Consider the following 8,119-nt stretch of genomic DNA (forward strand, 5'->3'; position numbering starts at 1 on the left):
AAATATTACTATTTATCAAGGAATTGAGTTTAACATTATCTAATTTTATCTGTCAATGTATTTTTAGCTCTCTTTATCATAATTTTTGCATAATAAAAGAGCAGTTTAACGACTTGCTTAGGTCTGCCAATATTAATCTTTACTTGTTACTTCAATTTGATCGACATCTTTTAGATAAATATCATTACCATAATTCAGACTTCCAGTGGTGTTATATATAATGGCGTCGCCAATATCGTTATCGGGTTCGATATCAATATCCAAAACAAAAACCTTTTTTACTTCGCCACTTTTAAATGTTACGTTTACCCACTCACCAACAAACGCCTTATCAACGTCATAAATATTTGTTTTGTCATTAATTTTCATTTTTCATCTCCACTTGTATTGATTATAACTATCATTCACAATTATCTTCTTCATTTTTAAACTTTTAGAAAAAGAGCAGTTTAACGACTTACTCAGGTCAGTTAACATTAATCTTTACTTGTTACTTCAATTTGGTCGACATCTTTTAAATAGATTGCATTCCCATAGCTAAAACTTCCAGTGGTGTTGTATACAATAGCTTCACTAATATCATTATCAAAGTCTATATCGACCATAAAGACTTTTTTGATTTGTCCATTCTTAAACCTTACGTTTACCCATTTTCCAGAAAAGGCGTCATCAATATCATAAATATATGTTTGATCAGTAATTTTCATTTTTCATCTCCACCTGTATTGATTATTATTATCATTCACAATTATCTTCTTTATTTTTAAGCTTTTAAAAAAGAAAAACCCTTGCACTAATGCAAGGGTTTTTCAGGTAATTATCCTCGACGCCGTTCAGCGATCCGAGCACTCTTACCAGTCCGTTCACGTAAGTAGTAGAGCTTAGCCCGACGAACCTTACCATGACGAACAACTTCGATCTTTTCAACTCGTGGTGAGTGAAGTGGGAAAGTCCGTTCAACACCAACCCCATTACTGATCTTCCGAACAGTATAGGTAGCACTGATACCTGAACCGTGGCGCTTAATAACCACCCCTTCAAACACTTGCACACGTTCACGTGAGCCTTCAACAATGAGGGCGTTAACACGCACCGTGTCCCCGGCCCGGAAGTCAGGGATATCACTACGTAATTGACTGGCAGTGATCTTTTCGATTAATTGATTTTGACGCATAATCATCTTTTCCTTTCGCCGACATTCATTCGTTCCCACGGAACCAGCGGAACACCGTTAATCACGGCTAATAGCCAATAACTAACTTAACACATTCCAGTACTTAGTTCAAGTTATATTTTACTTTAAGGATTGTACAACCTGATTGACAATATTATCTACAGTAATGCCATTTTGAGCTAAGTAATCTTGCGGATTGTAACGATCTGGATATGCCTTTTTCACTCCGTAATTTTGGACCTTCAAATCAGTATTACCGAGGTAACTGGCCACCATTTGACCGTACCCACCTTCTAAAATCCCATCTTCTAAGGTTACAACTACTTGATGATCATCTGCCAGACTATCTAGTAATTCCGTATCCAAGCCCGTGATAAACTTCGGGTTAACGATCGTTGCCTGAATTCCATGATCATCCGCTAATTTCTTAGCGACTTCTTCAGCCGGTGAATAGAAGTTTCCTAAACCAAAGAGGGCTACTTGGGATCCCTTTTGCGTTACCTGATTCTTATTTAAAATGGAGTAATCAGTATGATCAACCGCTCCCGTTTCTCGCAGTGGACCCACTGGCACCCGAATAGCTACTGGATGGTCCTTTTGGTCGATCGCCCAATCCATCATCGCTAAGTGTTCTTCTTTACTAGTAGGTGCTAAGTAAACTACGTTTGGAATGTGGGCTAAGAATGGAATATCAAAGAATCCCAAGTGGCTCTCATCGTTCATCCCGCTAACGGAAGCCATGTAAACCAACACCGTTGCCGGTAAATTGTTTAAGGCAATATCATGGGACCATTGATCATAAGTCCGTTGCATAAAGGTTGAGGCCACAAACCAAACTGGTTTGGCACCGTTCTTAGCCAATCCAGCTGACATGGTCGCCGCTTCTTCTTCAGCAATCCCGACGTCAACAAATTGACTCCCTAAGGCTTCGCGTTGTTGCTGATCAAAGGCAAACATTGGCGTACCAGAACTAATGGTAACGACATCCGCATCTTTTTGGGCTTTGTCCATTAGGTAATCAGTTGTCACGCTACTATAAGTAGGTTCGTTATTGCCAAAGCTTTGGTAAGCTCCAGTTTTCGGATCGTATGGACCACCAGCGTGAAAGGCTTCCCGATTTTCTTCCATAAATGGAATCCCCTTCCCCTTTTGCGTATGGATATGCAAAAGAACTGGATGATCAGTGTCTTTGACATCTTGGAAGAGCTTAATTAATTGCTCAAGATCATTCCCTTCATCCAAGTAATGGTAATCATAACCTAAGGCTTTGAAAATATTATCTTCCGCTGTCCCCTTACTTTGCCGTAAAGTCCGCAGAGCAGTGTAAATCCCACCGGCAGGGTTCTTAGCAATGGATTGATCGTTATCATTCACGATCACGATCAGATTAGTGTTTTCAGTGGCAATTTGATTCAATCCTTCATAAGCCATCCCACCAGATAGCGATCCATCACCAATGACAGCTACAACATTATATTGGTCACCTTTGACATCCCGGGCCTTAGAAACCCCTGAAGCTAGTGCTAAAGAAGTTGAGGTATGTCCAATCGTGAATAAATCATGCTCACTTTCCTTGGGATTGGTATATCCAGATACATCGTCGTAGTGAGCTGGATCCAAGAAGGCTTGCGCTCGCCCAGTTAACATTTTATGAACATATGATTGATGGGAAACATCAAAGATCAATTTATCAACTGGCGAGTTAAAGACATAATGTAGGGCAATGGTCATTTCAACCATCCCAAAGTTTGACCCATTATGACCACCATGTTGACTTGTTTTTTCTAATAAAGCTTGCCGTGCTTCGGCTGCAAGTTGAACTAATTCTTCTTTTGATAATGACTTGACGTCTTGAGGTGAATTAATTTGATTTAAGACCATAATAAACTCCTTTATAGATGTGAAATTAATTTAATTCGGTAAAAACTTGTTCAATCGAATGCTCACCGGGATTAATCTGGATTACCTGATGATATGTATTCGGTTGGTCGACTACCGTTGCCAAAACCTTCGCAACATCAGGAATTGGGATCGACGTTAACCCCTGTTCACCTAAAATAACATTCCCCGTTCCGGCTTCATCTACCAAGATCCCTGGTTGAATAATCGTGTAATCTAGGTCGGTTTGGTTCACTAGATAATTATCAGCGAAAAACTTGGCAATATAATAGTTTTTCAGTTTCTCAGACCATTTACTTGGTTCCAAGGTATATAGAGCACTCAACATTACAAAACGGTTAATTCCTAAGGATTGAGCTAACTGCATTAATTTAACTGGCCCATAAGCGTCCGTTTGTAATAGATCTTGGCCTCTTGATCCGGCTGTAAAAACAATCGCCTCCACTTCCGATAAGAGCGGTTTAATTGTTTCGGGATCTGCATGCAAATCTAATTTAACCGGAACAATCTGTTCTGTAGCTATAGCTAAATCAGGATTTCGTGATCCGGCCACCACTTGATGACCAGCAGCGACTAATTCTTGAACCACCTTGTGACCAACACGGCCACTAGCTCCAGCAACAAAAATTTTCATTATAAAGCCCCCACAATCTTATGCGGCAGATACTTTTCATCCAAATATGCGACATCTTCATCCGTTAAAGTAACATCAAAAGCCCCGGCAAAGTCATCGAGATAAGCTTCTTTAGTTACCCCGACAATTGGAGAATCAATGCCCTTTTTCCAAAGCCAATTTAAAGCAATTTGGCTCCGGCTGACTTGATAGCGATCAGCTAGTTCGGCCACGCGCTTTACAATTGCGAGATCTTGTTCCTCGGTGGCATCGTACTTCTTTTTAGCAATCTCATCCGTCTGACTTCGCGCGGTATCGGCGTCCCAGTCACGGATGACCCGCCCGGCTGCAAAAGGACTATAAGGGGCTAAACCGACGCCGGAATCCTTACAAAATGGCATCATTTCCCGTTCATCTTCCCGATATAACATATTATAGTGGTTTTGCATCACTGAGAACTTTGTCCACCCATGCTTATCAGCCACGTATTGTGCTTTTTGAAATTGCCAAGTGTACATCGCAGAAGCCCCTAAATAACGGACTTTGCCGGCACGGACTAGATCATTTAGTGCCGCCATCGTTTCTTCAATTGGCGTTTCATAGTCCCAACGGTGAATGTATAAAATGTCAATATAATCTGTTCCTAAACGCCGCAAGCTGGCTTCCACTTGATTAAAGATCGCTTTGCGTGATAGGCCGGTCGTATTGGGCGCTGGTTCTAAACTATCACCAAAGAAGAGCTTGGTGGCAATGATAACCTCATCACGGTTGGCAAAGTCTTTTAAGGCCCGTCCCACATATTCTTCACTGGTTCCATAACCATAAATATTGGCTGTATCAAAGAAGTTAATGCCAATCGATAAGGCCTTTTTGATGATCCGGCGAGTACCTTCTTCATCCAAGATCCAACCCTGATGCATCCCCCCTAGATTAGCATCACCAAAGCTCATTCCACCTAAACAGATTTTCGATACTTGTAAGCCGGTATTTCCTAAACGAGTATATTCCATAAGGTCCTCCTTTAATTTTCCGATAAACGAGCTACGTATGCTTCTGCCTGCTTAGTAATTGCTGAATCAGTTAGCCCCAAAACACCAGTGGTTACAAAAGGCTTCATTAACTCTAATCCCGTATGAAATCTAATGGTTTCTATTGGTTTTAAAACCTCTTCCACCGTCGTTTGAAAGCGTCCATCGAGGGTGTAATCGGCCTCTTGAGCCCCAAAACTAGGTGCTAACAATAATTTTTTACCCTGTAAGGCATTACCAGTGGAGCCATACGCCCAGCCGTATTCCAAAACATCATCAAACCATTGCTTCAACAAAGGTGGTACCTGATACCAATATATTGGGAATTGCAAGACTATTTGATCAGTGGCATCCAAGGCTTCTTGTTCAGCCTTAACATCAACTTTAAAATCAGGATAAAGTTGATATTCGTCACGTACTTCGAATCCGGCCTCTTGGGCCACCTGAGCTAGCGCTCGATTTAACTTTGAACCATCATTTAAGTGCGGGTGAAAGGCAAATACTGTCGTCTTCATAATTAATTATTCTCCTTGATAGTCATTAATTTGCTGGGCGATTAAATTCGCCTGAAATTCATTAATTTCGTAAGTTGCTAAATCAGGAAAGTAAGCATCTTGGGCAATCATCGCTTGTAACTCATCACGATTAGCGGCTTTGGCAATGACTAGACCAGCCATTGGTCGATCCCGATAAGGACCAACTAAGAGAAAATTGCCGACTTCATACTGACCCTTAAACCAGGCACGATGCTTGGCTAACAAGTCCACTTCTTGATCCTTTGGAACTTGATTGGCTTTAATTGTAATATTTATTAGATACATTGATGACCTCTCATTTTAATAACATCTGCAAACAATTATTGATCATTTCTTCGGCTGACCAGTAGACATACGGGACATCCGCTTGATCCATGGCCTGTCTTTGCTTATCGGTTACTACTGTATAAGGATAAACCCCATACAGGAATGGAAAGAAAGCAAAGACCACCCGATCAATCTCCGTTGATGACAACTGGGGAAAATTAGCCTTTAGTAAAGACTGGATCAACTGAATTGACTTCCCATACACAGTTTTTAGACGGATTAAGGCTTGGGGACGACTCTTTTCATCCAATGATGACATATCGACCGCCAAAATCTTCAGCAACAACGGCCGCCGAGCTAAAGACTGGGCAATTTCACTAGTAAATTGTTCTTTCTCTAATGGAATTTGATTTAACAAATCTGTTAAGTCTTGATTCCATTGCAGATACTCACGCTCTAATAATCCCAACAAGATTTCTTCTTTATTATCAAAATAGGTATAGATAGCCGTCCGGGTAAAAGATAATTGTTCGCCAATCATTTTTAGATTTAAATCATGAAATGACATTTGCTGATAAAGCTTAGCCGTAACATTTAAAATCTCTTGCCGGCGGGCTTCCGATTCACATTTGGTTATTCTAGCCACAAGCCACCTCCTTTAATATGACTCCGTGTCGAATTAATGTCATTATACGCTAATCTGACTCTGTGTCAAATTATTTACAAAAAGAAAAAGGATCGTCAACTATTCCCTAGTCGAGATCCTCATATTCTAACTTTAAGTCTTGTAGCATAATTGCTTGTTCGGGGCTTAAATGGGCTTTTTCTAATAGATCAGGTCGGCGCAATAAGGTCCGACGTAAGGATTCACGCATTCGCCATTCTGCAATTTTTTGATGGTTCCCACTCGTCAAAACTTCTGGAACTTGCATCCCCCGAAAATCCGCCGGTCGCGTATATTGCGGATACTCCAACAGGCCATTAGAAAAAGAATCGCCCGTTGGTGATTCTTGGTTGCCCAAAACCCCCGGTACGAACCGAACTGTTGCATCAATCATGACCATGGCCGCTAATTCTCCACCAGTTAACACGTAGTCACCCAGCGAAGCTTCATCCGTTACCAGCTGACGGATCCGTTCATCATAGCCCTCATAATGACCACAAATAAAGGTCAGATGTTCTTCTTCTGCCAACTCCTGGGCATAGTCCTGGTCGAACTTGCGCCCTGCTGGATCCATTAAGATCACTCGTCCCCTGGGTAATTGACCATCGATTTCTTTTTTGATGTGATCCATGGCATCAAAAATCGGTTGGGCTTGCAATAACATCCCTGCGCCGCCACCAAAGGGCGCATCATCAACGTGACGGTGTTTATCTGTGGTAAATTGACGAAAATCCGTTACGTGAAGGTCAACAAGGCCGTCTTCTTGAGCTCGCCCCACAATTGATTCACCTAGTGGTGCCGCAAACATATTGGGAAAGAGACTTAAAATATCAATTCGCATTACTCTAAGCCCTCCAATAATTCAACCGTTACCAATCCCGCATCTAAGTCAACTTTTTTAATCACATCATCAATAACCGGCAATAACAGGTCGGATTGGCCTTCTCGTTGCACCACCCAGACATCATTAGCTCCGGGAGCCAAGATTTCTTTAATTGTCCCTAATGAACGACCATCAATGGTCTGAACCTTTAAGCCGATGATTTGACGATAATAATACTGGCCCTCTTCAAGTTCGGCTTGATCCGCCTCCGTCACACTGAGTTGGGCATTCCGAAAATGCTCTACTTCGTTGATATTATCAAATTCAGCAAATTTCACCAACATGGTTCCCTTGTGTGGCCGAGCTTGCTTAATAGTGACTGCAATTGGTGCTTGCCCAGCTTGTTCAATCCATAATTGATTACCAACTTGAAAGCGTTCTTCGACAAAATCCGTCGTAGTAATTACCTTTACTTCGCCCCGGATACCATGAGTATTAACTATTTTACCAACTTTATATAAGGTCATCCTGTTCTCCTATAATAGACAAAAACTCCCACAAACCTGTGGGAGTTACTAATGATTTAAGCCAAGCATAAGTGCAGCTGCATCAGATTCCTACTATTTCATATAATAGAGGTTTCCTCATGAATACTCACGCTTAGTGAATATTCATTAGTTCTTTGAGTACTTAGCTTCGTGGAACTTCTTCATAACACCAGCCTTTTGAAGCATGTTACGAACAGTATCTGAAGGTTGGGCACCCTTTTGTAACCAATCCATCACTGCTTCTTCATCAAAGTTTACTTGCTTTGGAGTAGTTAATGGGTTGTAAGTACCTAATGATTCGATGAAACGACCATCACGTGGTGCGCGAGAATCGGCAACAACGATCCGGTAGAATGGACGCTTCTTGGAACCCATCCGCTTTAAACGAATTTTAACTGACATGGCATGACACCTCCTTTTTCTTTTTCAACATGTAATACTATAACAAGTTTTCAATTTGATGTAAAGGTTTTTTTCTTGACAGTTCAAATTTTCCAAAAGTTTCGAAACCCAGTGAAAAATAAATTATAATGCAAGATAGATAAATAGCAAGTTTAGCCAATTCTT

12 protein-coding genes are annotated in these 8,119 nt (G+C 41.1%); all 12 read right to left on the reverse strand.

All coding sequences use genetic code 11. The features are described from left to right. Positions 1-132 precede the first annotated feature (132 nt). The 12 genes from PS3_RS06090 to rpsP all read right to left on the reverse strand — a co-directional run bounded on the left by PS3_RS06090 (position 133) and on the right by rpsP (position 7,954). Entirely contained in the window at positions 133-369 is a 237-nt protein-coding gene (locus PS3_RS06090; protein WP_040468378.1) for a hypothetical protein, read from the reverse strand. Between the two features lie 107 nt (positions 370-476). Continuing rightward, positions 477-707 (reverse strand): hypothetical protein, encoded by a 231-nt coding sequence (locus PS3_RS06095; RefSeq protein ID WP_040468380.1) that lies wholly within the window; start codon positions 705-707, stop codon positions 477-479. Positions 708-817: 110 nt separating this feature from the next. Next, positions 818-1,174 (reverse strand): 50S ribosomal protein L19, encoded by a 357-nt coding sequence (rplS, locus tag PS3_RS06100; protein ID WP_007122374.1) that lies wholly within the window; start codon positions 1,172-1,174, stop codon positions 818-820. A gap of 120 nt (positions 1,175-1,294) precedes the next feature. Next, entirely contained in the window at positions 1,295-3,055 is a 1,761-nt protein-coding gene (locus tag PS3_RS06105) for a 1-deoxy-D-xylulose-5-phosphate synthase (RefSeq protein WP_040468381.1), read from the reverse strand. 25 nt (positions 3,056-3,080) lie between these two features. After that, on the reverse strand, positions 3,081-3,707 hold the full coding sequence (locus PS3_RS06110; protein ID WP_007122376.1) for an SDR family oxidoreductase: 627 nt from the start codon (positions 3,705-3,707) through the stop codon (positions 3,081-3,083). Further along, the gene (locus tag PS3_RS06115) at positions 3,707-4,696 is read right to left on the reverse strand and encodes an aldo/keto reductase (RefSeq protein WP_007122377.1); all 990 of its coding nucleotides are present in this window, start codon (positions 4,694-4,696) and stop codon (positions 3,707-3,709) included. Before PS3_RS06115 ends, PS3_RS06110 begins: the two co-directional genes overlap by 1 nt. A gap of 11 nt (positions 4,697-4,707) precedes the next feature. Next, positions 4,708-5,229: an NAD(P)H-dependent oxidoreductase gene (locus tag PS3_RS06120; RefSeq protein ID WP_040468383.1), complete on the reverse strand. Its 522-nt coding sequence runs from the start codon at positions 5,227-5,229 to the stop codon at positions 4,708-4,710. Positions 5,230-5,235: 6 nt separating this feature from the next. After that, a complete protein-coding gene (locus PS3_RS06125) occupies positions 5,236-5,535 on the reverse strand; it encodes a YciI family protein (protein WP_040468384.1) in 300 nt (99 codons plus the stop codon). A gap of 10 nt (positions 5,536-5,545) precedes the next feature. Continuing rightward, positions 5,546-6,163 (reverse strand): TetR family transcriptional regulator, encoded by a 618-nt coding sequence (locus PS3_RS06130; protein WP_040468386.1) that lies wholly within the window; start codon positions 6,161-6,163, stop codon positions 5,546-5,548. 106 nt (positions 6,164-6,269) lie between these two features. Continuing rightward, on the reverse strand, positions 6,270-7,022 hold the full coding sequence (gene trmD, locus PS3_RS06135) for a tRNA (guanosine(37)-N1)-methyltransferase TrmD (RefSeq protein WP_007122378.1): 753 nt from the start codon (positions 7,020-7,022) through the stop codon (positions 6,270-6,272). Continuing rightward, positions 7,022-7,531, reverse strand: a complete 510-nt coding sequence (gene rimM, locus PS3_RS06140) for a ribosome maturation factor RimM (protein WP_007122379.1) — start codon at positions 7,529-7,531, stop codon at positions 7,022-7,024. Before rimM ends, trmD begins: the two co-directional genes overlap by 1 nt. Positions 7,532-7,678: 147 nt before the next feature. After that, the gene (gene rpsP / locus PS3_RS06145; protein ID WP_007122380.1) at positions 7,679-7,954 is read right to left on the reverse strand and encodes a 30S ribosomal protein S16; all 276 of its coding nucleotides are present in this window, start codon (positions 7,952-7,954) and stop codon (positions 7,679-7,681) included. Positions 7,955-8,119: the final 165 nt, after the last annotated feature.

This window comes from Limosilactobacillus gastricus PS3 (assembly GCF_000247775.1).
GTDB lineage: Bacteria > Bacillota > Bacilli > Lactobacillales > Lactobacillaceae > Limosilactobacillus > Limosilactobacillus gastricus_A.